Origin of the sequence: Streptomyces beihaiensis, assembly GCF_026274175.1 — a bacterium.
In the GTDB taxonomy this organism is placed as follows: domain Bacteria; phylum Actinomycetota; class Actinomycetes; order Streptomycetales; family Streptomycetaceae; genus Streptomyces; species Streptomyces beihaiensis.
In genome coordinates this window covers 26,319-50,297 of sequence record NZ_JAPHNL010000046.1, presented here as the reverse complement: position 1 = coordinate 50,297, position 23,979 = coordinate 26,319, and the positions used below count along the sequence as shown (strand labels likewise).

Genomic DNA, 23,979 nt, shown 5'->3' with positions numbered 1-23,979 from the left:
CTCCCCCGTTCTCGTGGCTCCCCGGACCCCCGCCCCCGTGGTCCCCCGTGACCCCTGGAGGTCTACGCCACGAGCTCCCCGAACGACTCTTCCTGGTCACGCCCGAAGCTGAGCACCTCGTCGTCGCGCAGCCTGCGCAGCGACCGCCAGATGCTGGACTTCACCGTGCCGACGCTGATGTCGAGGATGTCCGCGATCTCCGGGTCCGTACGGCCCTCGTAGTAGCGCAGCACCAGCATCGTGCGCTGCAGTTCGGGCAGGCGGGCCAGCGCCTGCCACAGCACGGCGCGCAGCTCCGTGCCGCGCATCGCGTCCGTGTCGCCGACCGTCTCCGGCAGCTCCTCGGTCGGGTACTCGTTCAGCTTGCGGCGGCGCCACGCGCTGATGTGGAGGTTGGTCATGGTCCGGCGCAGGTAGCCGCCCACGGCCGCCTTGTCGCTGATCCGGTCCCACGCCCGGTACGTCGAGAACAGCGCGCTCTGCAGCAGGTCCTCGGCCTCGTAACGGTCACCGGTCAGGTGGTAGGCGGTGGCGTACAGGGAGGCGCGGCGCTCTTGTACGTAGGCCGTGAACGCCGCTTCGGCATCCGCGGCCTGCGACAAGGACGTATCGCGCCGTTCCCCCGAGCCCTCCCTGTACGCGGCTCCCCCGTGAGCTCCCCCGTGAGCACCCCCGTCGGGTACCGCCTGTGCCGCGTCAACCACCGTCATGTACGCGGTGTGCTGACGCCCGGTGCCGCGAGCGCACCCCCGCCCTCCCCCACGCTCGAATACGCTCGCGCGGGAGGGACCCCCCTCAGCACCGGACTTCTCGGACCGGACCGCGACGACGTCGTGCAGACGCGTGACAACCGCGCTCGTGGTGGTGCCGTGCAGCGTGTTCATCTCGCGCCCTCCTGTCGTGGAGTCCGTGTACTCGGTACGTCGCCGTCGTGCTCTGCGATGTCCAAAAGCCTGCCCGGGTGACTTCATGGCGGTGTCCGCCGACTGTCACAGGGCTGTCACAGAGGCCGGGACGGCACGAGACGGCCCCCGACCCGCACACGGACGGACACATGAACGACAAGGCGGTCACATACGGAGCCGCTTCCTCCGGACATACCAGGGGCCCGAGCCCGTCCGGCGGTCGAACTGGAGCCCTGTGATGGGCCAGAATGGCGCTCGTGCCTTCCCTGTTGCTGATCGAGGACGACGACGCCATCCGGACGGCCCTGGAGCTCTCTCTTACGCGCCAGGGCCATCGGGTCGCCACCGCTGCCACCGGCGAGGACGGTCTGAAGCTGTTGCGCGAGCAGCGGCCCGACCTGATCGTCCTCGACGTGATGCTGCCCGGCATCGACGGGTTCGAGGTGTGCCGCCGCATCCGGCGCACCGACCAGCTGCCGATCATCCTGCTCACGGCGCGCAGCGACGACATCGACGTGGTGGTCGGCCTCGAGTCGGGCGCGGACGACTATGTGGTCAAGCCGGTCCAGGGCCGGGTGCTCGACGCCCGGATCCGGGCGGTGCTGCGGCGCGGCGAGCGGGAGTCCAACGACGCGGCGACGTTCGGCTCGCTGGTCATCGACCGTGCCGCGATGACCGTCACCAAGAACGGCGAGGACCTGCAGCTGACCCCGACCGAGCTGCGGCTGCTGCTCGAACTGAGCCGGCGGCCCGGCCAGGCGCTCTCCCGCCAGCAGCTGCTTCGCCTGGTGTGGGAGCACGACTACCTGGGTGACTCCCGGCTCGTCGACGCGTGCGTGCAGCGGCTGCGCGCGAAGGTCGAGGACGTGCCGTCGTCACCGACCCTGATCCGTACCGTGCGCGGCGTCGGCTACCGGCTGGACACCCCTCAGTGAGCGAACCGCACGACAAGGCACACGGCAGAGCTGACGGCGAGGCGCGGGACACGGCGCAGGACACGGCGCAGGGCCAGCCCCGCCGGCTGCCCGCCGCGAAGAAGGCGCTCATGGCCGGGCTCCGCTTCACCAGCCTGCGGCTGCGCCTGGTCGTGGTGTTCGCCCTGGTCGCCCTGACGGCGGCGGTGTCGGCCTCCGGGATCGCGTACTGGCTCAACCGCGAGGCGGTCCTCACGCGCACGCAGAACTCGGCGCTCAGCGACTTCCGGCAGCAGATGCAGGACCGGGCGGCGGTGCTGCCCGCACACCCCACCCAGGGGGAGCTTCAGCACACCGCGAACCTGATGGCCGACAGCAGCCAGCACTTCAGCGTGCTGCTCGTCGGCACGGACGACAACGGCCGCCAGGTCGCGGGTAATTCGGACCTCGACGCGTTCACGCTCCAGGACGTGCCGGTGTCGCTGCGCGAGGCCGTGGCCCAGAAGCAGAAGATCACCGGGCACAACAAGCATCCGTACCACCTGTACTGGCAGCGCGTCTCGCAGGGCGGCACGCCCTACCTGGTGGGCGGGGCGAAGGTCGACGGCGGGCCGACGGGGTACATGCTCAAGTCGCTCGAACCGGAGGCCAAGGACCTCACGTCGCTCGCCTGGTCGCTCGGGATCGCCACCGGGCTCGCCCTGATCGGCGCGGCGCTGCTCGCGCAGGCCGCCGCGACGACCGTGCTCAAGCCGGTGCACCGTCTCGGGGTCGCCGCGCGGCGGCTCGGCGAGGGCAAGCTGGACACCCGGCTGCGCGTCTCCGGCACGGACGAACTGGCAGACCTGTCACGTACGTTCAACAAGGCGGCGGAGAACCTGGAGAAGCAGGTCGCCGACATGAGCTCACGCGAGGAGTCGTCGCGGCGCTTCGTCGCGGACATGTCGCACGAACTGCGTACGCCGCTGACCGCGATCACGGCGGTGACGGAGGTTCTCGAGGAGGAACTGGACGCGGAGACGGGTTCGGTCGACCCGATGATCGAACCGGCCGTGCGGCTGGTCGTCAGCGAGACGCGAAGGCTGAACGACCTGGTCGAGAACCTCATGGAGGTCACCCGCTTCGACGCGGGCACCGCCCGGCTCGTCCTCGACGACGTCGACGTCGCCGACCAGATCACCGCCTGCATCGACGCCCGCGCCTGGCTGGACGCGGTCGAGCTCGACGCGGCGCGCGGCATCACGGCCCGCCTCGACCCGCGCCGCCTCGACGTGATCCTCGCCAACCTGATCGGCAACGCCCTCAAGCACGGCGGTTCCCCGGTGAGGGTCTGCGTGCGCACGGAGACGCGGCCCGAGCAGGACGGCGCGGAGGTCGTCATCGACGTACGCGACCACGGCCCCGGCATCCCGGAGGACGTCCTGCCGCACGTCTTCGACCGCTTCTACAAGGCGAGCGCGTCACGGCCCCGCTCGGAGGGCAGCGGCCTCGGCCTCTCCATCGCGATGGAGAACGCCCGCATCCACGGCGGCCGGATCACCGCCGCGAACTCCCCCGAGGGCGGCGCCGTCTTCACGCTGCGCCTGCCCAGGGACGCGTCCCCGCTGACGGAGGAGCCGGAGAAGAGCGGGGACCCCACCGAATGAGGAGGACGACGGGGATGAGGCAGACCGGGCGCGCACGCCGCACGGCCGCTCCACGGGGACCGCTCGGCGTGGCCGGAGCGCTCGTCCTGGCCGCGGCGCTCGCCGGGTGCGGCATCCGCTCCACGGGGGTGCCCACGGACTTCGGGGCGGCGCCGACCCGCGTGGGCTGCACGCTGTCCGGCTCGGACGTGACGCCCCGCGCGGCGGGCGAGTTCCCTGTGCAGGTCTATCTGGTCTGTACGTCGCAGCTGGTCACCGTCGACCGTACGATCAGGCTCGGGCACGACCGGGCCTTCGGCCGCGTCGGCATCAGCAACGAGCTCCTGGCCCAGCTGACGAGGAAACCGACGGCCGAGGAGAGCCGGGCGGGCTACTCCTCGGAAGTCCGCAAGGGCCTCAAGGTGACGGGCCCCCACGCGGGCGACCCGTCGAACGCCCTGCGCCTGACCACCTCGCCGGACGACCTCTCGCCCGTGGCGCTGGCCCAGATCGTCTGCACGCTCGCCAACAACAAGGTGACCACGCAGGGGGACGAGAAGGTGACCCTGGGCGGCCCCGGCGACGACCCGCTGCGCACCTACGCGTGCACGGACGCCCTGAAGGCCCGCCCGGGCTTTCCCGCCACCACCGGCCAGACGATCGGCTGACCCAGCGGCGAACGACTCGCGCCCGCCTCGGTCGTCACCACCTGTACCAGCGCCCCCTGCCTCCGGTCGCGGTGGTACCGCGCACGAGGAATCCCAGAAGCCACAGAACAAGAACCGCCAACGCGATCCACCAGAGCAGTTTCACCGCGAAGCCGACGCCGAAGAGGACCAGCACCACAAGCAGGACGAGCAGGATCGGGACCATGCTGCTCACCTCCTGCTCTTCTGTTTCCCCAAAACCGCGGATCACGTCTGTCCAGCGGAGATTTTCTCGCGGCACGACCCACCCGGCGCACGGATCCCGGCCCGCCCGGAACCGTTTCTCCCGCACACCGCGTCTAGGGGGGCGTGCAGCGTCATCGCTCGGGCGGCCGCGGGGCCGCCGTCCGCTTCCGTACGGCAGGTCTCGGTCTTCTCGCCGCGTACCTTCTGCTCGTCGGGTGGATCACGCTGCGCCCCCTGGACGTGCCCTGGGTGAGCGCGGCCAACCTCCACCCGCTCGCCGGTATCCGCGCCGACCTGGCGCTCGGCTGGCGCGAGGCCGCCCGCCGCATCGGCGAGGGCCTCGCCCTGCTCGCCCCGCTCGGCGTGCTCCTGCCCCTGGCGGGAGGCCGGCCGCACGCGTCGACGTGGGGCTCCCTCATGCGTACGGTCGCGGCCGGCGCGCTCATCTCCCTGGGCATCGAGCTGCTTCAGACCGGCGTCCCCGGCCGGGTCGTCGACGTCGACGCGCTGCTCCTGAACACAGTCGGTGTCGCCCTCGCCCACCTCGCCGTGGTCCCGGCCGCCCGCGCCCGTCTTCGCCGCCGCTCCGCGCGCCCGCCCCGGCCGGCGGAGGAGCCGTCTCAGGGTCCGACCCCGACGATTCCCAGGGTCGGTATCGCCCCGTGAGCTGACGCTTTGCCCCGGTTCGCGGCCGTACGGTCGTCAGCGTAAGGACAACCCGCAACGGTTCGACACCCGCAACGGTTCGCGAAGGAGCCCACCATGACCGCCCTTGCCCGCCCCACCCACGGACGGATGATCGGCGGAGTGTGCGCAGCGCTGGCACGGCGCTTCGGCACCTCCGCGACCACGATGCGCGTGATCTTCCTGCTGTCGTGCCTGCTGCCGGGACCGCAGTTCGTGCTCTACATCGCCCTGTGGATCCTGTTCCCGAGCGAGGACAGGGTCCGCCAGGCATGGTGAGCCGCGTACGCGCGAAGGCGACCGGCACGCACGCGAAGGCGACCGGCACGCACGCGAAGGGGCGCGCCCGCGCAGACCGCGGGCGCGCCCCTTCGTCGTCGCGGGGATCAGCCGCCGAGGCCACCCACCGGCAGGCCGGGGCCGAGGGGCAGGCCCTGACCGGTCAGGCCGTTCACCGGCAGGCCGCCGAGGAGCCCCGACGGGGCACCCTGGCCACCCTGGTCGCCGGGGAGCACGTGCGGCGCGACCTTCTCGACGACGGGCCGGGCCGTGGTCATGGCGTTGTTGAGGGCGCTCTCGGCCTGGGGCAGCGCCTGGGTGCCGCCCGCGGGCAGCGTCGAGGTCACGCTGTCGAGGGCCCCGGTGGTGTCCGGGAGGGCCGGGGCGGCGGCGTTCGCGGCGCCCGCACCGGCGGCGGCGAAGGCGGCGCCGAGAGCGGCGACACCGAGGGTCTTGGCAGCAGACTGCTTCATCGTGAAATGAGTCCTCATGACGGGGGGTTTGAGCGGTCCACGAACGTAAACATCACCTCGACCCCGCCGCAAACACCCGGAAGCGGCCGAGTGTTGCCCCACCCGGCCGCTTCCGAAATCCTCCCGCGCGCCTTATTCGGCGACAGAACCGCTGGTCGAAGCGGTCTGGCGGAACAGCCATTCGGCCTTCAACTCCGCGTAGCCGGGCTTGATGACGTCATTGATCATCGCCAGTCGTTCGTCGAAAGGAATGAATGCCGACTTCATCGCATTGACGGAAAACCATTGCAGGTCGTCGAGCGTATAACCGAAGGCGTCGACCAGGTGCTCGAACTCGCGGCTCATCGACGTCCCCGACATCAGCCGGTTGTCCGTGTTGACCGTGGCCCTGAAGTGCAGCTTGCGCAGCAGCCCGATGGGGTGGTCGGCGTACGAGGCGGCCGCGCCCGTCTGGAGGTTGGACGACGGGCACATCTCCAGCGGGATGCGCTTGTCGCGGACGTACGAGGCGAGGCGGCCGAGCTGTACCGAGCCGTCGGCGGCGACCTTGATGTCGTCGATGATGCGCACGCCGTGGCCGAGCCGGTCGGCGCCGCACCACTGGAGCGCCTGCCAGATGGACGGGAGGCCGAACGCCTCGCCCGCGTGGATGGTGAAGTGGTTGTTCTCGCGCTTGAGGTACTCGAACGCGTCGAGGTGCCGGGTGGGCGGGTGGCCCGCCTCGGCGCCCGCGATGTCGAAGCCGACGACGCCGAGGTCGCGGTAGCGGTTGGCGAGTTCGGCGATCTCCAGGGCGCGGGCCGCGTGCCGCATGGCGGTCAGCAGGGCGCCCACGCGGATGCGGTGGCCGTTCTCCTTCGCGCGGCGCTCGCCCTCCCGGAAGCCGTCGTTGACCGCCTCGACGACCTCTTCGAGGGTGAGGCCCTGCTCCAGGTGCTGCTCGGGGGCGTAACGGATCTCCGCGTAGACGACGCCGTCCTCGGCGAGGTCCTCGGCGCACTCGGCGGCGACCCGCTTGAGCGCTTCCTTGGTCTGCATGACGGCACAGGTGTGGGCGAACGTCTCCAGGTACCGCTCAAGGGAGCCGGAGTCCGCGGCCTCGCGGAACCAGGTGCCGAGCTTGTCGGCGTCGCTCTCGGGCAGGTTCTCGTACCCCTGCTCGCGTGCCAGGTCGACGATCGTGCCGGGGCGCAGACCGCCGTCGAGGTGGTCGTGGAGCAGCACCTTGGGGGCTCGGCGGATCTGTTCGCGGCTGGGAACGCGGGAGTGGGCGGGGCTCGCTGCGGTGGTCTGGCTCGTCATTGCGGCACTCTAACGCCTACGCGCGTAGATCGCGTCCGGAATCCGCTGGTCGATACGTAACGGTGACCGTGCGCACGGGTGGCGTACATCGCGCCTTCTGACACTGTTCTGTCATGCAGCAGGAGCAGCGGGAAGCGATGCCGGTCCGCACGGCCGGGCTCGGAAAGGCGTTCGGGCTCGCGCCCGCGGCGGTCGGCGGCGTGGTGCTGCTGCTTCCCGCGGGCGAGGAGACCTCGGGGCGCAGGCCGTCGCCGCTGACGGCGTCCGTGCTCCGTCCGCTGGCGCGCCGCCTCGCGCGCGCGGGGCGCCACGACGGCCTGGTCACGCATATCGTCCACTACCGGTACCGCGGCTGGAACGGGGCGCAGGCCGACCTCGCCCAGGACGCGGCCTGGGCCGCCGACGAGGTCGTGCGCCGCTACGGGGACGTACCGATCTGCCTCGCCGGGTACGACATGGGCGCCCGCGCGGCGCTGCGCGCGGGCGGCCACCCGGCCGTCAACTGTGTGCTCGCGCTGTCCCCCTGGCTGCCCGAGGACGATGTCGCGGCGGTACCCGAACCGGTGAAACAGCTCGCGGGCAGGCCCGTCCTGATCGTGCACGGCACCGACGACCGGCGCACCGACCCGGAGTTGTCGTTCCGGCTCGCGAACCGCGCCAAGAAGGTCGACCGGGACGTGTGCCGCTTCGAGGTCCACTCGGACGGGCACTCCCTCGCACAGCACCGGGCCGAAGTCGCCGCCCTGGCCGTGGACTTCACGATGGGCTCGCTCTTCGGCCACCCCTACGCGCGCCCGTTGCAGGACGCGCTGGCCGCGCCGCCGCCGCTGGGACTGCGGATGCCGCTCGCGGTGGGGTTCGGCCGGTCGCTGGACCAGTAGCCAAGGGGAGCCGCGCGCGGCTCACGCCCTTCGCCCGCCGTCCTGCTCCGGCAGCAGCCTGCCCCGCCGCGACAGCAGGAACTTCTTGAACGCGGCCACGGGGGGCGTGTCCGGGCGGTCCGCCATCCAGGCGACCCCGATCTCGCGCACCGCGCGCTGCCCGGTCACCGTCAGCTCGACGACTCCGGGGCGCGGCACGGTCGGCGGCGGCAGCAGGGCGACGCCCAGGCCCGCCGCGACCAGGCCGCGCAGCGTCTCCGCCTCCTCGCCCTCGAACGCGATCCGGGGCCGGAAGCCCGCCCGCGCGCACAGGTCGTCGGTGATACGGCGCAGCCCGTAGCCAGGCTCCAGGGTGACGAAGGACTCGTCGGCCGTCTCCTCCAGGCGGATGCGCTTGCGCCCCGCCAGGCGGTGGTCCTCGGGCACGACCAGACGCAGCCGCTGCTCGTCCAGGCGGCGCGCCACCAGGTCGGGCGCGGCGGGAACGGGCGAGGTGAGACACAGGTCGAGCTCTCCGGCGCGCAGCCGCTCCAGCATCGCCTCGCCGTAGTTCTGCACCAGGCTGAACCTGATGCGCGGGTGGTCCGCGCGGAAGGCGCGCAGCAGCCCCGGCACCGTCTCCGTGCCCATGGTGTGCAAAAACCCGAAGGCGACCTTGCCCGAGCCGGGGTCGGCGTCGGCGCGCACCGATTCGGCGGCCTTGGCGACCTCGCCGAGCGCACGCTCCACGGAGGCGAGGAAGGTGCGGCCCGCCGGGGTGAGCGACACCGTACGGCCGTGGCGGGCGAACAGGTCGACGCGCAGGTCGCGTTCGAGGCGGACCATGGCGCGGGACAGCGTCGACTGCGGGACCTGCATCTCCTGGGCGGCGCGCGTGACGTGTTCGGTGCGGGCGACCCCGGCGAAGTACGCGAGGCGCGGCGCGAGGAGGCGCACGACATCGTCGGTGTCGTCCGGGGCCGTAGGCATCTGTGACCTGTGCTGATGCTCCATGGGAACGATTATGACGAGTCCATGCATTGGACGCATGAACAGGGCGGCTCTACCTTCCAACCATGTCTCCCGCCAGTAGCGGGGCGGCCGCCACCAGCATCCGCGCGGCCGCCGCCCCTGCGCCCCCCGTTCCCTGTGACCCCGCCTCCGACCCCGACCCCGACCCCGACGCGACCGACGGCCGGCTGGCTCCCGGCGGGCCCGGCTACCGCAGGATGAGCTTCGCGCTCTTCCTCGCCGGTATCGCGACCTTCGCGCTCCTCTACTCCACGCAGGCGCTGCTCCCCCTGATCTCGGACACGTTCGACGCGAGCGCGAGCGCGGCGAGTTGGACGGTGTCGGGGGCCACCGGCGCCCTGGCGCTGTGCGTGCTCCCACTGAGCGCCCTGTCGGAACGGTTCGGGCGGCGTACGGTGATGACGGGCTCGCTGACGGTGGCGGTGACGGTCGGCCTGCTGGCACCCTTCGCGCCCTCGCTCGGCACGCTGATCGCGCTGCGGGCGCTGCAGGGCGCGGCGCTGGCGGGGCTGCCCGCGTCGGCGATGGCGTATCTCGCCGAGGAAGTACGGCCGAAGGCGCTGGTCGGGGCGATCGGCCTGTTCGTCGCCGGCAACTCCATCGGCGGCATGAGCGGCCGGGTCATCGGCGGCTGGATCGCTCAGGGCTTCGGCTGGCGGGTGGCGGTCGGCACCATCGGGGTGATCGCGGTGGTGTGCGCGGTGGCGTTCCGCGTGCTGCTGCCCGCGTCGCGCCACGGGGGCGCGGGGGTGTCCTCCACGGAGCACAGCGCGCCGCGGTCGCTGCACCCGCGCGCCCTCGCGCGTACGGTCGGCGGCCACCTGGCCAACCCACTGCTGCGCCGCCTGTACGGGATCGGCGCGCTGTTCATGACGGTGTTCGGCGCGGTGTACACGGTGATCGGCTACCGGCTGACCGCCGCCCCGTTCTCGCTGCCGCAGGGCCTCATCGGCTCGATCTTCCTGGTCTACCTGGTCGGTACGGTCTCGTCGGCCGCGGCCGGGCGGCTCGTGGGGCGGCTCGGGCGGCGCGGCGCGCTGTACCTGGCGGCGGGCACCACGACGAGCGGGCTCGCGCTGTCGCTGGTGCCGCGCCTGCCGGTGATCTTCCTCGGTCTGGTGCTGATCACGGCGGGCTTCTTCGCCGGTCACGCGGTGGCCTCGTCGGCGGTGAGCCGCACGGCCACGCACGGGCGGGCGCAGGCGTCGGCGCTGTACCAGTCGGCGTACTACATCGGCTCCAGCTTCGGCGCGGCGGTGGGCGCGACGGCCTTCCACGCGGGCGGCTGGGCCGGGACGGCGGGGCTCGGCTTCGTCGCGGTGCTCGGTGTGGTGGCGGTGACGGTGTGGGGCACGTACGCGGCGCGGGCTCAGGCACGGGCTCAGGCACAGGCACAGGCGGGGGCTCAGGCGCGGGAGGGCGGCGCGCTGGCGGCGGCGCGCTGACACGTCCGTACGGCTCGCGGCTCGCGGCTCGCGGCTCGCGGCTCGCGGCTCGCGGCTCGCGGCGACATCGTGATTGCGGCCCCCGGACCTGGGGTTCTCCCCGGTCCGGGGGCCGTTGTCAGTGGGCTGGGGTAGCTTGCGGAGTGCTGGGAGGCACAGCGGAGAGACGTGCGGCGGCAATGGGGGCGTTGGACATGAGTGACACAGCGACAGAGGTCAGGCCGGACGACCTGGAGAAGTTCCGGACCGAGCTGACCGGGTACTGCTACCGGATGCTGGGGTCGGCGTTCGAGGCGGAGGACGCCGTGCAGGACACCATGGTGCGGGCGTGGCGCGCCCTGGAGAAGTTCGAGGGGCGTGCGAGCCTGCGCTCGTGGCTGTACCGCATCGCGACGAACGTCTGCCTCGACCAGCTGACCGCGGGCAACAAGCGGGCCCGTCCGATGGACCTGACGGCCGCCGCGCCGCTCGCCCAGGCCGCGCTCACCCCGCGCCCGGACAACGTGTGGCTGGAACCGATGCCGGACGCACGCTCCGTGCCGACGACGCACGATCCGGCGGAGGCGGCGGTGGCGCGGGAGTCGGTGCGGCTCGCGTTCGTCGCGGCGTTGCAGAGACTGCCGCCGAAGCAGCGTGCGGTGCTGATCCTGCGCGAGGTGCTCGCGTGGCGGGCGAGCGAGGTGGCGGAGCTGCTCGGCACGACGGTGGCGTCGGTCAACAGCGCGCTCCAGCGGGCGCGGGCGACGCTGGCCGAGGCGCCGCCCGCCGATTCCGCGACGGCCGACCCGCTCGACGAGGAACAGCGAAAGCTCCTTGAGCGGTACGTCGCGGCGTTCGAGGGTTACGACATGAAGGCTCTCACCGAACTGCTCGCCGAGGACGCGGTCATGACGATGCCGCCGTTCGACCTGTGGCTGCGCGGCGCCCCGGACATCACGGGGTTCATGACGACACTCGGCGCGGCGTGCGCGGGCTCGCGGCTGCTGCCGGTGGTGGCGAACGGGACGCCGGGGTTCGCCCAGTACAAGCCGGACCCGGAGCACGGCGGGTTCGTGCCGTGGGCGATCCAGGTCATCGAGATGTCAGGGGGGCGGATCGCCGGTTTCCACTGCTTCCTCGACACCAAGCGCTGGTTCCCGCTCTTCGGCGTCCCCGACCGGCTGGACGCCTGAGGGCCGGGCCCCCGACTCGGCGGCTAGTCCGGTGAGTTCGAGCAGCGCGGCGAGGCCGGGCGTCGGCCCGCGCAGCGCCAGCCGTCCCCCGGCCCGCAGGACGGCGAGTCGCACGCGGGCGAGCGCGTCGACGGTGGCGAGGTCACAGGTGGTCACGCCGGAGACGTCACAGACCACGTCCCCGGTGGCCTGGCGGCGGGCCGCGAGCACGCGCTCGCACAGCGCGGGCGTGTCGCCGGGGCGGACGGGCCCGGCGATCACCACGACGGGAGGGTGCGGGGAGGCATCCATGTAGACGAGACCGGTCGCCGCGCCGGAACTCATCGGCGTACCGAACCGCATCGGCGTGCCGTCGATCACGTTGCCCCGATCAGGATTGACCGACCGGTCAGTCGGGCCCGAAGCTGGCTCCGTGCAGGGGGTACTCAACGGGTTCGCGGTGATCGCGGTCGTCATCGCGGTCGGCTACGTCATCGGGCGGCTCGGTTCGCTGGACAAGCACGGACAGGAGGTGCTCACCTGGCTCGCGTTCCATGTGGCCACTCCGGCCCTGCTGTTCACGACGCTGGCGAAGGCCGACCTGTCGGTGATCCTGTCGTCGCGCCTGCTGGTGACGGCGCTGTCCACGGCGGCGATGGCCGGGATCTTCATCGCGGTCGGGGCCGCGCGCGGCTGGGGCCTGAGCCGCACCACGATCGGCGCTCTCTGCTCCTCGTACGTGAACTCGGGGAACCTGGGCATCCCGATCGCGGTGTACGTGCTGGGCGACGCCTCGCTGGTGGCGCCGGTCCTGCTCTTCCAGCAGATCGTCGTGGTCCCGGTGGCGCTGACGATCCTCGATGTGTCGGAGGCGTCGCGTACGTCGGGGAAGCGTCAGACGTGGGGGCGGCGCCTCGCCACCCCGTTCAGGAACCCGATCGCGATCGGGGCGCTCTCCGGTGTGGCGGTGTCGGCGGCGGGATGGACGGTGCCCTCCCCCGTCCTCGGCCCGGTGGAGCTCATCGCGCACATGTCGGTCCCGACGATCCTGATCGCGTTCGGCATCTCGCTGTGCGGCAGTTCGTGGCCGGGCGGACGCGGCGTGGACCGGGTGCCGGTGCTGCTGTCGACGGCGTTGAAGGCGGTGGGCCAGCCGACGGTGGCGTGGGCCCTGGCGGCGCTCGTCTTCGGCCTGCGCGGGGCGCCGCTCCTGGACGTGGTGGTGACCTCGTCGCTCCCGGCGGCGCAGAACCTGTTCACGTACGCGAGCCGTTATGGCGTGGGCGAACGCCTGGCGAGGGAGTCGATCCTGCTGTCGACGATGGCGTCGGTGCCGGTGCTCGTGGCGGTGGCGGCGCTGCTCGGGTGAGGCGGATCGGGCGGCTCAGGTCGGCTCAGCTCTTCAGTGGCAGCACGTTGGTGTCGAGGACGACGTCGAAGGGCGCGGGGAGGGTCAGCTGCTTGCCGTACTCGACGGAGTCCAGCACACGGTAGGTGCCGTGGTGCGGCTCACCGTAGAGCGTCGCGGTGGGGCGGCCCGAGTGCCACGGGTCGAGGAGCAGGTAGAGGGGCACGCCCGCCACCGCGTAACCGTGGGCCTTCTGGATCCGGTCGTGGTTGGCGTTGCCCGCCGAGGTGATCCCCACGACGAGTTCGGCCTCGGCGGCCTGGACCCGGCGCCCCTCCCGCAGGGCGGCCCTGGGGACGACGCAGAGGTCGGGGATGTACAGCCCGGCCGCGTCGGCGGCGACCAGGCCGAGCGTCCGGTAGATCCCGTACTCGTCCGAAACCACGCTGTAGAGAAGGCGCTGCACCAGCTCCGCGGCGTCGTTGTGCTTCTCGGAAGGCGGCGGTGCCGAGGTGACGATCCCCTCGATGATCTCCACCTTGCAGCCCTCGGGGCCGTCCGTCTCCTCCCAGAGGCGGACGGCCTCGTCCCAGCCCGGCCCCTGGGTGGGATCCGGCTCGACGGCGAGTGCGCTCATGGCGGTGCTCCAATCGGTCGTCACCGATACCAGCATGCCGAACGGGACCGGCACAGGTCCACCGATCCCGTTCACCCTTACGAGGAAACCGCAGGTCAGGCCAGGTCAGGCGATGCGTTCCAGCACGATCGGGCGGGCGTCGAAGCCGGTCCCGGCGGGCGCGATGTCGTACGCGCCCTCCAGGGCATCGAGGGCGTACGCGAACCGCTCGGGCGTGTCCGTGTGCAGGGTCATCAGGGTCTGGCCCGCGAAGACGGAGTCGCCCGGCTTGGCATGCAGCTGGACACCGGCCGCCGCCTGCACCGGGTCCTCCTTGCGCGAGCGCCCCGCGCCGAGCCGCCAGGCGGCGAGCCCGACACCCATGGCGTCGAGCCGGGTGAGCACACCGGACTCGGCGGCGGTCACGGTGTGGGTCTCGCGGGCGGTGGGCAGGACCGCGTCCGGGTCGCCGCCCTGCGCGGCGATCATCCGCCGCCACGTGTCCATGGCCGAACCGTCCATGAGGGCCTTGGCCGGGTCGGCGTCCTTGAGTCCGGCGGCGTCGAGCATCTCGCGGGCGAGGGCGAGGGTCAGCTCGACGACGTCGGCCGGGCCGCCGCCCGCCAGCACCTCGACGGACTCCCGTACTTCGAGGGCGTTTCCGGCGGTGAGGCCGAGCGGGGTGTTCATGTCGGTGACCAGGGCGACGGTCGGCAGCCCGTGGTCGGCACCGAGCCCGACCATCGTGCGGGCGAGTTCGCGGGCCTGCTCCAGTTCGCGCATGAAGGCGCCGGAACCGACCTTCACATCCAGGACGAGCGAGCCCGTCCCCTCCGCGATCTTCTTCGACATGATCGACGAGGCGATGAGCGGGATGCAGTCCACGGTCGCGGTGACATCGCGCAGCGCGTAGAGCTTCTTGTCGGCGGGGGCGAGCCCACTGCCCGCCGCGCAGATGACGGCGCCGACATCCTCCAGGGTGCGCACCATCTCCTCGTTGGTGAGGTTCGCGCGCCAGCCGGGGATCGACTCCAGCTTGTCGAGCGTGCCGCCGGTGTGCCCGAGCCCGCGCCCCGACAGCTGCGGCACGGCCGCGCCGCACGCCGCGACCAGCGGGGCGAGCGGCAGCGTGATCTTGTCGCCGACGCCGCCGGTGGAGTGCTTGTCGGCGGTGGGCCGGGACAGCACGGAGAAGTCCATCCGCTCACCGGAGTCGATCATCGCGGCGGTCCAGCGGGCGATCTCGCCCCGGTCCATCCCGTTCAGGAAGACCGCCATGGCCAGGGCCGACATCTGCTCGTCGGCGACCTCGCCGCGCGTGTACGCGTCGATGACCCAGTCGATCTGCTCGTCGCTCAGCCGACCGCGGTCGCGCTTCGTACGGATGACGGAGATGACGTCCATGGCAAATCCTCCAGCAGCCAGCCCAACAGTTCAGCACGGGTGACTCTACGCGCATAGATGTCTGGCGTGAAGTGGGCGCCGAGCGCCGACGCCGGGCACCGCCGGGCCGGCGGCGCCCGGTCCCCTACCTCGCCAGCTGTGCCGCCTCGTCGATGCGGGTCAGCTTCTCCGGGTTGCGCATGACGTAGACGTGGGTGATCCGGCCGTTCTCGACGGCCAGGCTCGCCGTGGCCGGTTCGCCGGGGCAACCGCCGCCGGCGGGATCGCGCACGACGCGGAGAAGCCTTGGGAGGTGACGCCGTTCGCGACGTTGCCGCGCGTGGAGAAGTTGACGAAGGCGATGTACCCGGTGAGTTCGACCATCGCCGCCGGGCCGAGCCGGTCGAGCAGGCTCGCGTGCAGCTCGTCGGTGACGGTCGGCGGCGTGTCCGTCATCGCCTCGGCGTACTCCATCACGTACCGCTCCAGCGGTGTGAAGACGTCGGCCTCGCGCCAGCGCGGCACCTGGCCTGGGACGTCCGTCCAACCGCTCATCGGCTGTTCGGCATGAAGACACCGGCGGGTGCGGGAGTGTGACAACGGCCAGGGCCGCCCCTCCCGGTCCACGGGAAGAGCGGCCCTGGCCTCGCGCAGGCGCCTCAGACCAGATTCTCCGGCCCGAACGCCTCCGGCAGCATCTCGCCCAGCGTGTGTACGCCCGACGGGGTTTCGAGGAGCAGCTCCCGGCCGCCGAACTCGTACAGCAGCTGACGGCAGCGCCCGCACGGCATCAAAAGGTCGCCCTTGCCGTCCACGCACGTGAAGTGCGTGAGGCGGCCGCCGCCGGTGAGCTGGAGCTGGGAGACCAGGCCGCACTCGGCGCACAGCCCGATGCCGTACGAGGCGTTCTCCACGTTGCAGCCCGTCACCACACGGCCGTCGTCCACCCGCGCCGCCGCGCCGACCGGGAAACCGGAGTACCGGGCGTACGCGTGGGTCATGGCCTCGCGGGCCGCCTCGCGCAGAGCCGCCCAGTCGACGCCGGTCTCGGAACTCACTTGCCCTGGCCCTTCCGGTACGGCTGGCCGTTCGCCCTCGGCATGCGCAGGCGCTGCGCCGAGAGGGAGAGGACCAGCAGGGTCGCGATGTACGGGGTCGCCGTGACCAGCTGGGTGGGCACGTCGTTCGTCGTCAGGTACCAGGCTGCCATTGCGGCGGCCGCCACCACGCAGACGACACCCGCCACGTACTTGCGCTTCAGCAGCGTCCAGACCGCGCCCGCCACCAGGAGCAGGGCCACCAGCAGAAGCAGCGCGTGCACGTTCTCCGTGCCGCCTCGCAGGTTGAGGGAGTCCGTGTAGCCGAACAGGCCGGCGCCGAGGGCCAGGCCGCCCGGCAGCCAGTTGCCGAAGATCATCGCGGCGAGGCCGATGTAGCCGCGGCCCGCCGTCTGGCCCTCCAGGTAGAACGGGTTGGCGACGATCGAGAGGAACGCGCCGCCCAGGCCCGCCAGGCCGCCGGAGATGATGACCGCCAGGTACTTGTACTTGATGACGTTGACGCCGAGGGACTCGGCCGCGATCGGGTTCTCGCCGCACGAGCGCAGGCGCAGGCCGAACGGCGTGCGCCACAGCACCCACCAGGTGAAGGGGATCAGTGCGAGCGCGATCAGCGTCAGCGGCGACAGGTCCGTGACCAGGCCGCCGAGCAGGCCCGCGATGTCCGAGATCAGGAACCAGTGTTTCTCGTTGAGCGTCGTCAGCCAGTCGGACAGGCCGGGGACCGTGATGTGGCCGAGCGAGTGGACCGGCGGGGACTGCTTCGTGGTGCCGACCGCGCCGTTGGCCTGGACTCCCTCGAAGGCGAACTTCGCGAGGTAGCGGGTGGCGCCGAGGGCCAGGATGTTGATGGCCACACCGGAGACGATGTGGTTGACGTTGAAGGTGACCGTCACGACGGCGTGGAGCAGTCCGCCGATCGCGCCGCCGATGATGCCGGCGAGGACACCGACCCAGGGCCCCCACTGGTAGCCGGCCCACGCGCCGAACCAGGTGCCGAGGATCAGCATGCCCTCCAGGCCGATGTTGACGACGCCGGACCGCTCGGCCCACAGGCCGCCCAGGCCCGCGAGGCCGATCGGCACGGCGAGTTGCAGCGCCGTGGACATCTGGCTGACGTTGGTGATGCCGTCGGCGCCGGTGATCATGCGGACGACGGAGGTGAGGGCCAGGACCGCCGCTACGACGATCATGACCATCGGGAGGGACATCTTGCGGCGGCCGCCGGGTGCGGGCTGCGACGCGGGCTTCTTGTCGAGGACCGTGGCCGTACTCATCAGGCAGCCACCTCCTTCTTGAGTTCGCTGGTGTTCTCACCGGCGGCGATGGCGAGTTCGATGCCGACCCTGCGCTGCTGGCGCCGCTGGCCCCAGACGCGTACGGCCTCGTAGGAGACGACGACGGCGATCGTGATGATGCCCTGCATGATCACCGCGATCTCCTTGTCGTAGCCCTGCAGGTCGAGCGCCGCCGATGCCTTCTCCAGCCAGGAGATCAGCAGCGCGGCGAAGGCGATGCCCACCGGCGAGTTGCGGCCGAGCAGCGCGATGGTGATGCCCTGGAAGCCGATCGTCGTCGGGAAGGTGAGCGAGTACGTGTGCGTGTCGCCGAGGAGGAGCGGCAGGCCCGCAAGACCCGCGAGCGCGCCCGAGACGAGCATCGCCGTCAGGAGCATGCGCTTGGCGTCGACGCCACTGGCCGCGGCGGCCGACTCGGAGGCGCCCGTGGCGCGCAGGTCGAAGCCGAAGCGGGTGCGGTTCAGGACGAACCAGTAGGCGACGCCGAGCAGCGCGGCGATGACGACGAAGCCGTAGATCTCGCCCGCCTCGCCCATGTTGATGCCGGGGAACCAGCCGGACTTGTGCATGGTGCCGGTCGTCTTGTTGTTGCCGACCTGCACGCCGAAGACGCTCGGCAGATAGAGGTAGCCGATGAGGCTGGAGGCGATGGAGTTCAGCATGATCGTCGCGACGACCTCGCTGACCCCGCGCGTCACCTTCAGCAGGCCCGCGATGCCCGCCCACATCGCTCCGGTCAGCATCGCGACCAGAATGAGGAGCGGGATCTGGAGGATGCCGGGCAGCGCCACCTTCGCACCGACGATCGCGGCGACGACGGCGGCGAGGCGGTACTGGCCGTCCACACCGATGTTGAACAGGTTCATGCGGAAGCCGATGGCGACCGCGAGCGCGGCGAGGTAGTACATGCCGGCCTGGTTGATGATCAGGACCTGCACGTCGGAGTACGTCGCCTGCGTGAACATGATGCTGTACGGCTCGACCGGGCTCTTGCCGGAGGCCAGCAGCACGACCGAGGTGAGGACCACGGCCGTCACCAGGGCGATGACGGGTCCCGCGACGCCGAGGAGCAGCCGCTCCTTGTCGAGGGCGAACTTCTTCTTCATGTCGATGGCCATCAGGACTCGTCCTCCGGCTGCGGCTTGCGTGCTGCGGGCACTGAGTCGCCGCCTTCTTCCTCGTGTTCCAGGTGTCCGGCGGACGCGCCGGTCATCGCCGAACCCAGCTCCTCCGGCGTGATGGTGGCCGGGTCGGCGTCGGCGACGAGCTTGCCGCGGTAGATCACCCGCAGGGTGTCGGAGAGGCCGATCAGCTCGTCGAGGTCGGCGGAGATGAGCAGCACGGCCAGGCCCTCGCGGCGGGCCTCGCGTATCTGGTCCCAGATCTGCGCCTGCGCGCCGACGTCGACGCCGCGGGTGGGGTGCGCGGCGATGAGGAAGCGCGGGTGGTGGCTCATCTCGCGGCCGACGATCAGCTTCTGCTGGTTGCCGCCCGACAGGGAGGCCGCGGTGACGTCGATGCCGGGGGTACGGACGTCGTACTCCTCGACGATGCGGCGGGTGTCGGCCTGTGCCGCCTTGATGTCGATGAGGACGCCGCGCGCGTTGGGCTTCTCGGTGACGTGGCCGAGGATGCGGTTCTCCCAGAGCGGCGACTCCAGGAGCAGGCCGTGGCGGTGGCGGTCCTCGGGGATGTAGCCGATGCCGCTCTCGCGGCGCTTGCGGGTGCCCCAGTCGGTGATCTCGTCGCCTTCGAGGGCGATGGTCCCGGAGTCGGCGTGCTTGAGTCCGATGAGCGCGTCGATCAGCTCGGTCTGGCCGTTGCCCTCGACGCCGGCGAGGCCGAGGACCTCGCCCGCGTGGATGGTGAACGAGATGTCGTCGAGCAGCGGGCGGCCGCCCTCGGCGTCCAGGCGCAGGCCCTCGACGGTCAGGACCGGGCGGTCGGTGACGGTCGACTCGGCGGTCTCGGGCGTGGGCAGTTCGGAGCCGACCATCAGCTCCGCGAGCTGGCGCGGCGTCGTCTCGGCGGGCACGGCCGTGCCGACCGTGGTGCCGCGCCGGATGACGGTGATCTCGTCGGCGACGGACAGCACCTCGCCCAGCTTGTGCGAGATGAAGATGACCGAGAGGCCCTCCGCCTTGAGCTCGCGCAGGTTGTCGAAGAGCGCGTCGACCTCCTGCGGCACGAGCACGGCGGTCGGCTCGTCGAGAATCAGCGTACGGGCGCCGCGGTAGAGGACCTTGAGGATCTCCACGCGCTGCCGGTCGGCGACGCCGAGGTCCTCGACCAGGGCGTCGGGCCGCACGTTGAGGTGGTAGCGCTCGGAGATCTCGGCGATCTTGCGCCGGGCCTTGCCCCCGATCCCGTACAGCTTCTCGCTGCCCAGGACCACGTTCTCCAGGACCGTGAGGTTGTCGGCGAGCATGAAGTGCTGGTGCACCATGCCGATGCCCCGGGCGATGGCGTCGGCGGGCGAGGAGTAGGTGACCTGCTCGCCGTCGACGGCGATGGTGCCCTCGTCGGGCTTCTGCATGCCGTAGAGGATCTTCATCAGCGTCGACTTGCCCGCACCGTTCTCACCGACGAGGGCGTGCACGGTGCCCTTGTTGACGGTGAGGTGGATGTCGTGGTTGGCGACGACGCCGGGGAAGCGTTTGGTGATGCCGGCCAGTTCGACTGCCGGCGGGCTGCTGGACGCGTTGATGGCGCACTCTCCTGGGAGATGGGGGCCGGGCGCCGGTTCTGCGCGAAGAGCCCCTGCGGCGTGGTGAAGAGGGGGGCACGAGCCGCTCGCGAACGGGGTGCGGGTCAGTTTCCCCCCGCACCCCGTCGTCCGCTCATGCCCTCATGGTCACTACTTGCTGTTGACCTGGATCTTGCCGCTGATGATGTCCGCCTCGGCGGCCTTCACGGCCTTCTGAATCGCATCGTTACCGGAGAACTTCGGGTTGGAGTCGGCGAGGCCGACACCGCCCGACTTCAGGTCGCCGCGGATGATGCCCGACTCCGGCTTGCCGTCGTGGACGGACTTGGCCAGGTTGAACACGGCCTGGGAGACGTTCTTCGTGGCCGAGGTGAGGATGTAGTCCTTGTACTTGGCCAGGGCCTTCTGCTTGTACTGGTCGGAGTCGACGCCGATCGCCCAGACCTTCTTGGCCGCGGCGGCCTGGATGACGCCCTGACCGGACAGGCCGGCCGCGTGGTAGACCACGTCGGCGCCCTTCTCGATCTGCGCCTCGGCGGCCGTCTTGCCCTTGTCGGGGCTGGCGAAGCCGCCCTCCTGCGCGGTCTGCGTCAGGTACTGCGAGAGCACCTTCACCTTCGGGTCGGTGTCGTGGACACCCTGCAGGAACCCGGCCTGGAACTTGTGGATCAGCGGTACGTCCACGCCGCCCACGAACCCGACGGTCTTGGTCTTGGTCGCCTCGGCGGCGGCCACACCGGCGAGGTAGGAGGACTCCTGCTCGCTGAAGACCAGGTCGGCGATGTTCTTCGCCTGGTCCTGGGAGTCGTCGACGATGCCGAAGGTGGTCTTCGGGAACTTCTTGGCGGCGGCCGAGATGGCCGGAGCGTACGAGTAGCCGATGCCGATGACCGGGTTGTAGCCCTGCTTGGCGAGGGCGACGAGGCGGGCGGTCTTGTCGGCGTCGGTCTCGCCGTCGGTCGGCTCCTGGCTGGTGGTCTTGTAGCCGAAGGTCTTCTGCGCCTTGACCAGGCCCTCGTAGGCGGCGTCGTTGAACGACTGGTCGCCGCGGCCCCCGACGTCGAAGGAGATGGCGAGGCCCTTGTCCTTGCCACCGCTCGACTTGCTTGCGGCGTCGCTGGACGTACCGCCACAGGCGGAGAGGGAGGCGGCGAGAGCGACGGTCGCAGTGCCTGCGAGCGCTATTCGAGAAACGCGGCGCATGGGTGAGCTCCTTGTGTACAAGCACCGACGACGGACCGGACGGCGCTGGCTTCGCCGCAGATTAACGCGCGTAGAACGCTCGCTGAACCCCCTCAGGAATACCGTTATCGGTCCGTACTGCAACGGGCCGGAAGTGATCTTGCGCCGGGGCGGTCCAGATGTTGTACGTACCTACAGGAACGCCCCGGCCCCGCCGCCGGGACCGGGGCGGGACAGGGCTGGGACCAGGGCGGGGCGACGCAGCGTACAGCGCCGGCTACGGCTTGGTCGCGACCGTGATGCTGCCGTCGATGATGCCCTGCTTCGCCTTCTCCACGGCCGCCGCGAGGCCGGGGATCCGGCCGTACTCCGGGTTGGTGTCGGTGACGCCGACGCCGCCGGCCTTCAGGTCGAACCGGGTCACACCGGACAGTGGCTTGCCGTCGTGCACGGACTTGGCCAGCTCGTAGACGGCGCGGCCGACGTCCTTGGTGGCGGAGGTGAGGATGTAGTCCTTGTACGGGGCGAGCGGCTTCTGCTTGTACTGGTCGGAGTCGACGCCGATCGCGAACTTCTTCGCCTTGGCGCATGCCTCGATGACGCCCTGACCGGACAGCCCGGCGGCGTGGTAGACGACGTCCGCGCCCTTCTCCAGCTCGCCCTCGGCGGCGGTGCGTCCCTTGTCGGGGCTGGAGAAGCCGCCTTCCTGCGCGGTCTCGGTCAGATACTGCTTGACGACCTTGACCTTGGGATCGGTGTCGTGCACGCCCTGCACGTACCCGGCCTCGAACTTGTGGATCAGCGGCACGTCGACGCCGCCCACGAATCCGACGGTCTTCGTCCTGGTCGCCTTCGCGGCGGCGACACCGGCGAGGTACGACCCCTGCTCCTCGCTGAAGACGAGGTCGGCGACGTTCTTGGCGTGGATCGTCGAGTCGTCGATGATCCCGAAGGTGGTCTTCGGGTACTTCGCGGCGGCGGCCTTGACGGCGGGCGCGTAGGCGAAGCCGACACCGATGACCGGGTTGTAGCCGCTGCGCGCGAGCGAGGTGAGCCGCGCGACCTTGTCGGCGTCGGTCTCGCCCTCGGTGGGCTCCTGGGCGGCGCTCTTGTAGCCGAACGCCTTGTCGGCCTTGACCATGCCGGAGTAGGCGGCGTCGTTGAACGACTGGTCGCCGCGGCCCCCGACGTCGTACGAGAGGGCGAGCCCCAGGTGCTTGTTCTTGGCCTCGTTCTTCGCCTGGTCGGCGCTGGTGCCGCCACAGGCGGTGGCGGTGAGGGCGAGACCGGTGACGACCACGGCGACGGCCGTGAGCCGGGGCGTGCGTCGCGCGGTGGGCCGGGACGTGCGGGGGGACGTACGAGTTCGACGCATGGTGGGCATGGCGGAACGCTCCTTCGTCAACACGTCAACACGTCAACACGCCGTGTGGGGCGCTGAGTTCGGCGGAGCGTAACGCGCGTAGTGCGGCCTGGCGGGGGGTTCGGCCCCGCCGTTACCGATTCGTGGCGGGCGTCAGCCTTCGTCGGCGCCGTCCAGCAGGGCGGCCGCGGTGAAGAGCTCCACGCCCACCGTGATGGCGTACTCGTCGGCGTCGAAGTCGCCCTGGTGGAGGTCGCGGCTGCCGCGCTCCCCCGGCCCCTTCACGCCGAGCCGGGCCATGGCCCCCGGCACGTGCTCCAGGTACCAGGAGAAGTCCTCGCCGCCGAGGCTCTGCGGGGTGTCCTCGACGGAGTCGGCGCCGCGGCGCGCGGCCATGGCGTCCCGCAACAGGTCTGTCGTGCCTGGGTCGTTGACGACCGGAGGCACCCCTCGTACGTAGTTCACGACGGGCTTGGCCCGGTACAGGTCGGCGACCTCCTGGACGGCGCCGTGCACCACGTCGGGCGCCTGCCGCCAGGAGTGGAGGTCGAGGCAGCGGACGGTGCCGGAGAGTTCGGCGTGCTGCGGGATGACGTTGCACGCGTGCCCGACCTCCAGCCGCCCCCAGGTGACGGCGAGTCCGGAGCGGGCGTCGACACGGCGGGCGACCAGGGACGGGACCTCGGTGGCGACCTTGGCGGCGGCGGTGACGAGGTCGGTGGTGAGGTGGGGGCGCGCGGTGTGGCCGCCGGGCCCGTCGAGGGTGACTTCGAGCCGGTCGCAGGCGGAGGTGATGGCGCCGTGCCGCAGCCCGATCCGCCCGGCCTCGACCTTCGGGTCGCAGTGCACGGCGACGATCCTGCGCACCCCGTCGAGCACCCCGCACTCGATGGCGTCCGGCGCCCCGCCCGGCAGCACTTCCTCGGCGGGCTGGAAGATCAGCCGTACGGGGCGCGGCAGCTGCCCGCGCCGGTGCAGCTCGGCGAGGACGAGCCCGGTGCCGAGCACGACGGTGGTGTGCACGTCGTGCCCGCAGGCGTGCGCGCGGTCCGCAACGGTGGAGCGGTACGGGCAGTCGGTCTTGGTGTCCGGGATGGGCAGCGCGTCGATGTCGGCCCGCAGCGCGAGCATCCCGCGCCCGCCGCCGCCCCCACCCTCGTCTTCGACTTCGACTTCGACTTCGACTTCGCCTACGGCTTCGGCTTCCGCTTCGGCTTCGATGCCGATGTCGCAGACGAGCCCGGTCCCGGTGGCGAGCACGCGCGGCGTGAGCCCGGCCTGCTCCAGGCGGGCCTTGAGCGCGGCGGTGGTGCGGAACTCCTGGTTGCCCAGCTCCGGGTGCATGTGCAGGTCGCGCCGGAAGGCGACCAGTTCATCGCGCAGCGCGTCGGGCAGGGTGCCGGGGAGCTCGGAACGTCGGGAGGGCTGACGGGACATCGACTCGTTCACCCTGCGAAGGGT

The 23,979-nt window shown here is 71.3% G+C and carries 26 protein-coding genes; 10 read left to right on the top strand and 16 right to left on the bottom strand.

Annotated elements, in window-relative coordinates; all coding sequences use genetic code 11:
- Positions 1-62 precede the first annotated feature (62 nt).
- Entirely contained in the window at positions 63-884 is an 822-nt protein-coding gene (locus OFY01_RS06260; protein WP_266597118.1) for a SigE family RNA polymerase sigma factor, read from the bottom strand.
- A 278-nt stretch (positions 885-1,162) separates the two neighbouring features.
- Here OFY01_RS06260 and afsQ1 point away from each other — a divergent pair, with 278 nt between their 5' ends.
- From afsQ1 to OFY01_RS06245, 3 genes are read left to right on the top strand one after another with little or no spacing between them, the layout of a single operon-like run.
- Entirely contained in the window at positions 1,163-1,840 is a 678-nt protein-coding gene (gene afsQ1, locus OFY01_RS06255) for a two-component system response regulator AfsQ1 (RefSeq protein ID WP_067017699.1), read from the top strand.
- Positions 1,738-3,465 carry an ATP-binding protein gene (locus tag OFY01_RS06250; protein WP_407700284.1) on the top strand — a complete coding sequence of 576 codons (1,728 nt, stop codon included), beginning with the start codon at positions 1,738-1,740 and terminating at the stop codon, positions 3,463-3,465. Before afsQ1 ends, OFY01_RS06250 begins: the two co-directional genes overlap by 103 nt.
- Before the next feature lie 14 nt (positions 3,466-3,479).
- On the top strand, positions 3,480-4,112 hold the full coding sequence (locus OFY01_RS06245; protein WP_266597114.1) for a hypothetical protein: 633 nt from the start codon (positions 3,480-3,482) through the stop codon (positions 4,110-4,112).
- Positions 4,113-4,146: 34 nt separating this feature from the next.
- Here the strand turns inward: OFY01_RS06245 and OFY01_RS06240 are convergent, their stop codons facing one another.
- A complete protein-coding gene (locus OFY01_RS06240) occupies positions 4,147-4,317 on the bottom strand; it encodes a hydrophobic protein (RefSeq protein WP_266597160.1) in 171 nt (56 codons plus the stop codon).
- A gap of 143 nt (positions 4,318-4,460) precedes the next feature.
- Here OFY01_RS06240 and OFY01_RS06235 point away from each other — a divergent pair, with 143 nt between their 5' ends.
- Positions 4,461-5,003 carry a VanZ family protein gene (locus OFY01_RS06235; protein WP_266597112.1) on the top strand — a complete coding sequence of 181 codons (543 nt, stop codon included), beginning with the start codon at positions 4,461-4,463 and terminating at the stop codon, positions 5,001-5,003.
- 96 nt (positions 5,004-5,099) lie between these two features.
- Positions 5,100-5,300 (top strand): PspC domain-containing protein, encoded by a 201-nt coding sequence (locus tag OFY01_RS06230; RefSeq protein WP_266597110.1) that lies wholly within the window; start codon positions 5,100-5,102, stop codon positions 5,298-5,300.
- Positions 5,301-5,407: 107 nt separating this feature from the next.
- Here OFY01_RS06230 and OFY01_RS06225 read toward each other — a convergent pair whose 3' ends face one another.
- Both OFY01_RS06225 and OFY01_RS06220 read right to left on the bottom strand, forming a co-directional pair.
- The gene (locus tag OFY01_RS06225; protein WP_266597108.1) at positions 5,408-5,773 is read right to left on the bottom strand and encodes an ATP-binding protein; all 366 of its coding nucleotides are present in this window, start codon (positions 5,771-5,773) and stop codon (positions 5,408-5,410) included.
- Between the two features lie 132 nt (positions 5,774-5,905).
- A complete protein-coding gene (locus tag OFY01_RS06220) occupies positions 5,906-7,075 on the bottom strand; it encodes an adenosine deaminase (protein ID WP_266597106.1) in 1,170 nt (389 codons plus the stop codon).
- A gap of 113 nt (positions 7,076-7,188) precedes the next feature.
- Between OFY01_RS06220 and OFY01_RS06215 the strand changes: the two genes are divergently transcribed.
- A complete protein-coding gene (locus tag OFY01_RS06215) occupies positions 7,189-7,956 on the top strand; it encodes an alpha/beta hydrolase (protein ID WP_266597104.1) in 768 nt (255 codons plus the stop codon).
- A gap of 21 nt (positions 7,957-7,977) precedes the next feature.
- On the opposite strand, the gene OFY01_RS06210 is transcribed toward OFY01_RS06215, so the two are convergent.
- Positions 7,978-8,949, bottom strand: a complete 972-nt coding sequence (locus OFY01_RS06210) for a LysR family transcriptional regulator (protein WP_266597102.1) — start codon at positions 8,947-8,949, stop codon at positions 7,978-7,980.
- Positions 8,950-9,011: 62 nt separating this feature from the next.
- Here OFY01_RS06210 and OFY01_RS06205 point away from each other — a divergent pair, with 62 nt between their 5' ends.
- Entirely contained in the window at positions 9,012-10,412 is a 1,401-nt protein-coding gene (locus tag OFY01_RS06205; RefSeq protein ID WP_266597100.1) for an MFS transporter, read from the top strand.
- Between the two features lie 194 nt (positions 10,413-10,606).
- Positions 10,607-11,584, top strand: a complete 978-nt coding sequence (locus OFY01_RS06200; protein WP_266597098.1) for a sigma-70 family RNA polymerase sigma factor — start codon at positions 10,607-10,609, stop codon at positions 11,582-11,584.
- Here the strand turns inward: OFY01_RS06200 and OFY01_RS06195 are convergent.
- A complete protein-coding gene (locus OFY01_RS06195; RefSeq protein ID WP_266597096.1) occupies positions 11,495-11,944 on the bottom strand; it encodes an STAS domain-containing protein in 450 nt (149 codons plus the stop codon). The genes OFY01_RS06200 and OFY01_RS06195 overlap by 90 nt on opposite strands.
- 52 nt (positions 11,945-11,996) lie before the next feature.
- Here OFY01_RS06195 and OFY01_RS06190 point away from each other — a divergent pair, with 52 nt between their 5' ends.
- Positions 11,997-12,932, top strand: a complete 936-nt coding sequence (locus OFY01_RS06190; RefSeq protein WP_266597094.1) for an AEC family transporter — start codon at positions 11,997-11,999, stop codon at positions 12,930-12,932.
- A gap of 25 nt (positions 12,933-12,957) precedes the next feature.
- Here the strand turns inward: OFY01_RS06190 and OFY01_RS06185 are convergent, their stop codons facing one another.
- The 3 genes from OFY01_RS06185 to OFY01_RS32745 form a co-directional block, all read right to left on the bottom strand.
- Positions 12,958-13,548, bottom strand: coding sequence for a Uma2 family endonuclease (locus tag OFY01_RS06185; RefSeq protein ID WP_266597092.1), 591 nt, complete (start codon positions 13,546-13,548; stop codon positions 12,958-12,960).
- A 105-nt stretch (positions 13,549-13,653) separates the two neighbouring features.
- Positions 13,654-14,931, bottom strand: coding sequence for a thymidine phosphorylase (locus tag OFY01_RS06180; RefSeq protein ID WP_266597090.1), 1,278 nt, complete (start codon positions 14,929-14,931; stop codon positions 13,654-13,656).
- Between the two features lie 124 nt (positions 14,932-15,055).
- Entirely contained in the window at positions 15,056-15,202 is a 147-nt protein-coding gene (locus OFY01_RS32745) for a hypothetical protein (RefSeq protein ID WP_456115283.1), read from the bottom strand.
- 48 nt (positions 15,203-15,250) lie between these two features.
- Here OFY01_RS32745 and OFY01_RS32740 point away from each other — a divergent pair, with 48 nt between their 5' ends.
- Positions 15,251-15,481: a hypothetical protein gene (locus tag OFY01_RS32740; RefSeq protein ID WP_456115282.1), complete on the top strand. Its 231-nt coding sequence runs from the start codon at positions 15,251-15,253 to the stop codon at positions 15,479-15,481.
- Between the two features lie 88 nt (positions 15,482-15,569).
- Here OFY01_RS32740 and OFY01_RS06165 read toward each other — a convergent pair whose 3' ends face one another.
- The 7 genes from OFY01_RS06165 to OFY01_RS06135 all read right to left on the bottom strand — a co-directional run bounded on the left by OFY01_RS06165 (position 15,570) and on the right by OFY01_RS06135 (position 23,955).
- Entirely contained in the window at positions 15,570-15,968 is a 399-nt protein-coding gene (locus tag OFY01_RS06165; protein WP_266597088.1) for a cytidine deaminase, read from the bottom strand.
- The gene (locus tag OFY01_RS06160; RefSeq protein ID WP_266597086.1) at positions 15,965-17,245 is read right to left on the bottom strand and encodes an ABC transporter permease; all 1,281 of its coding nucleotides are present in this window, start codon (positions 17,243-17,245) and stop codon (positions 15,965-15,967) included. The genes OFY01_RS06165 and OFY01_RS06160 overlap by 4 nt, the downstream gene beginning before the upstream one ends.
- Positions 17,245-18,384: an ABC transporter permease gene (locus OFY01_RS06155; RefSeq protein WP_266597084.1), complete on the bottom strand. Its 1,140-nt coding sequence runs from the start codon at positions 18,382-18,384 to the stop codon at positions 17,245-17,247. Before OFY01_RS06155 ends, OFY01_RS06160 begins: the two co-directional genes overlap by 1 nt.
- Positions 18,384-19,973, bottom strand: coding sequence for an ABC transporter ATP-binding protein (locus tag OFY01_RS06150; protein WP_266597159.1), 1,590 nt, complete (start codon positions 19,971-19,973; stop codon positions 18,384-18,386). Before OFY01_RS06150 ends, OFY01_RS06155 begins: the two co-directional genes overlap by 1 nt.
- Before the next feature lie 150 nt (positions 19,974-20,123).
- A complete protein-coding gene (locus tag OFY01_RS06145) occupies positions 20,124-21,176 on the bottom strand; it encodes a BMP family lipoprotein (RefSeq protein ID WP_266597082.1) in 1,053 nt (350 codons plus the stop codon).
- 256 nt (positions 21,177-21,432) lie between these two features.
- The gene (locus OFY01_RS06140) at positions 21,433-22,539 is read right to left on the bottom strand and encodes a BMP family lipoprotein (protein ID WP_266597080.1); all 1,107 of its coding nucleotides are present in this window, start codon (positions 22,537-22,539) and stop codon (positions 21,433-21,435) included.
- Positions 22,540-22,671: 132 nt separating this feature from the next.
- Positions 22,672-23,955, bottom strand: a complete 1,284-nt coding sequence (locus OFY01_RS06135) for an amidohydrolase (RefSeq protein WP_266597158.1) — start codon at positions 23,953-23,955, stop codon at positions 22,672-22,674.
- Positions 23,956-23,979: the final 24 nt, after the last annotated feature.

What these genes read in the sequence shown, in the direction of transcription:
- OFY01_RS06260 (WP_266597118.1), bottom strand. Translation starts at nt 884, where the DNA reads ATGAACACGCTGCACGGCACCACCACGAGCGCGGTTGTCACGCGTCTG.
- OFY01_RS06245 (WP_266597114.1), top strand. Translation starts at nt 3,480, where the DNA reads ATGAGGCAGACCGGGCGCGCACGCCGCACGGCCGCTCCACGGGGACCG.
- OFY01_RS06240 (WP_266597160.1), bottom strand. Translation starts at nt 4,317, where the DNA reads ATGGTCCCGATCCTGCTCGTCCTGCTTGTGGTGCTGGTCCTCTTCGGC.
- OFY01_RS06230 (WP_266597110.1), top strand. Translation starts at nt 5,100, where the DNA reads ATGACCGCCCTTGCCCGCCCCACCCACGGACGGATGATCGGCGGAGTG.
- OFY01_RS06225 (WP_266597108.1), bottom strand. Translation starts at nt 5,773, where the DNA reads ATGAAGCAGTCTGCTGCCAAGACCCTCGGTGTCGCCGCTCTCGGCGCC.
- OFY01_RS06220 (WP_266597106.1), bottom strand. Translation starts at nt 7,075, where the DNA reads ATGACGAGCCAGACCACCGCAGCGAGCCCCGCCCACTCCCGCGTTCCC.
- OFY01_RS06215 (WP_266597104.1), top strand. Translation starts at nt 7,189, where the DNA reads ATGCAGCAGGAGCAGCGGGAAGCGATGCCGGTCCGCACGGCCGGGCTC.
- OFY01_RS06210 (WP_266597102.1), bottom strand. Translation starts at nt 8,949, where the DNA reads ATGGAGCATCAGCACAGGTCACAGATGCCTACGGCCCCGGACGACACC.
- OFY01_RS06205 (WP_266597100.1), top strand. Translation starts at nt 9,012, where the DNA reads ATGTCTCCCGCCAGTAGCGGGGCGGCCGCCACCAGCATCCGCGCGGCC.
- OFY01_RS06200 (WP_266597098.1), top strand. Translation starts at nt 10,607, where the DNA reads ATGAGTGACACAGCGACAGAGGTCAGGCCGGACGACCTGGAGAAGTTC.
- OFY01_RS06185 (WP_266597092.1), bottom strand. Translation starts at nt 13,548, where the DNA reads ATGAGCGCACTCGCCGTCGAGCCGGATCCCACCCAGGGGCCGGGCTGG.
- OFY01_RS06180 (WP_266597090.1), bottom strand. Translation starts at nt 14,931, where the DNA reads ATGGACGTCATCTCCGTCATCCGTACGAAGCGCGACCGCGGTCGGCTG.
- OFY01_RS06160 (WP_266597086.1), bottom strand. Translation starts at nt 17,245, where the DNA reads ATGAGTACGGCCACGGTCCTCGACAAGAAGCCCGCGTCGCAGCCCGCA.
- OFY01_RS06155 (WP_266597084.1), bottom strand. Translation starts at nt 18,384, where the DNA reads ATGGCCATCGACATGAAGAAGAAGTTCGCCCTCGACAAGGAGCGGCTG.
- OFY01_RS06145 (WP_266597082.1), bottom strand. Translation starts at nt 21,176, where the DNA reads ATGCGCCGCGTTTCTCGAATAGCGCTCGCAGGCACTGCGACCGTCGCT.
- OFY01_RS06140 (WP_266597080.1), bottom strand. Translation starts at nt 22,539, where the DNA reads ATGCCCACCATGCGTCGAACTCGTACGTCCCCCCGCACGTCCCGGCCC.
- OFY01_RS06135 (WP_266597158.1), bottom strand. Translation starts at nt 23,955, where the DNA reads ATGTCCCGTCAGCCCTCCCGACGTTCCGAGCTCCCCGGCACCCTGCCC.